Below are 1,383 nucleotides of genomic sequence, written 5' to 3'. Positions count from 1 at the left end.
GATTTAAGGCTTAGGAGGCGATTAATTTGTTAAATAATATTTTGCAAACTAGTATGAATTGGATTGTAAAATATGGTTTTAAGATAATTATTGCTGTTATTATTTTATATATTGGATGGAAAATAATAAATCACTTTTCAAAAAAATTACCTGCTATTTTTAAATATGATAAAGAAGATGAAATTTTAAGAAGATTTTTAGAGTCATTTTTAGCTATAGCTTTTAAAGTTATATTAATAGTAGTGCTTTTAGAATTTATAGGAGTAGAAACTACTTGGTTTGCAGCCTTTATAGCTTCAATAGGATTAGCTATAGGATTAGCTTTTAAAAATAGCTTATCTAACTTTGCTAGTGGAATTGTTATTTTAATTGTAAGACCTTTTAGTATAGGTGATATAGTTAAAGTAGCAGGCTATATAGGGAAAGTTAAAGAAATAAATATTTTTTATACTCATTTAACTGCAGAAGATGATAAAGAAGTGTTAATTCCAAATAATACTTTAAGTAATAGTAGTTTGATTAAAACAATTACAGAAAGAGAAGAGGTTAAAAAACAAATATTAAAATAATGTAAATTATAAAAATTCAAATTAAAAAGGAGCCTAGCAATCCGGCGAAAGACAAACTAGGCTCCTTATGTAATTAGCACTTTTACGTACCAACTGCTTATTTAGAATAACATAAATATTAAACTTTTGCAATAAAAAATTAAAAGAAATATATGGAATGCTTTTAGGATACACATAGATAAGATATAATAAGAATAAATCATATATATATCAAGGAGACGATAAAATTGAAATTAGGAACTTTATGTTATATAGAAAAGGATAATAAAATTTTATTATTACATAGAACTAAGAAAGAAAATGATATTCATGAAGGAAAATGGATTGGAGTAGGTGGAAAGTTTGAACAAGGAGAAACACCAGAAGAGTGTGTAATAAGAGAAGTAAAAGAAGAAACTGGTTTAGAATTAAGAAATCCAGTTTTACGAGGTATTATGACATTTCCAAAGTTTAAGGATAATGAAGATTGGTATGTGTTTGCTTTTGCTGCAAAGGACTTTACAGGTAAACTAATTGAATGTGATGAAGGGAAGTTAAAGTGGATAGCAAGAGAAGAAGTTTTACAAATGCCTACATGGGAGGGAGATTTAATATTTTTAAAATGGATATTAGAAGACAAGCCTTTTTTTACAGCTAAATTTAGTTATAAAGATAAAAAATTAATAAGTCATAATGTTATATTTTATTAATAATTATATAGAATTTTATTTGTAAAACACCACTTTACAAGTAATTAAAAATTAATTTTATAAAAAATGAACCAAATTCCTAAAAACTGTGCAAACTATTAATACACCCAATACTAATAAAACAC

Annotated in this window: 2 protein-coding genes; both read left to right on the top strand. The window is 25.2% G+C overall.

All coding sequences use genetic code 11. The features are described 5' to 3' along the window. The first annotated feature begins 26 nt into the window (after nucleotides 1-26). On the top strand, nucleotides 27-569 hold the full coding sequence (locus tag GBZ86_RS15935; protein ID WP_152892287.1) for a mechanosensitive ion channel family protein: 543 nt from the start codon (nucleotides 27-29) through the stop codon (nucleotides 567-569). Nucleotides 570-796: 227 nt separating this feature from the next. Then, nucleotides 797-1,258 (top strand): NUDIX hydrolase, encoded by a 462-nt coding sequence (locus GBZ86_RS15930; RefSeq protein ID WP_152892285.1) that lies wholly within the window; start codon nucleotides 797-799, stop codon nucleotides 1,256-1,258. The last annotated feature ends 125 nt before the right edge of the window (nucleotides 1,259-1,383 follow it).

Source organism: Clostridium tarantellae (assembly GCF_009295725.1).
Classification (GTDB): Bacteria; Bacillota; Clostridia; order Clostridiales; family Clostridiaceae; genus Sarcina; species Sarcina tarantellae.
Note: the sequence above shows the minus strand (reverse complement) of the source record. Positions and strands in the feature narration are given on the sequence as shown.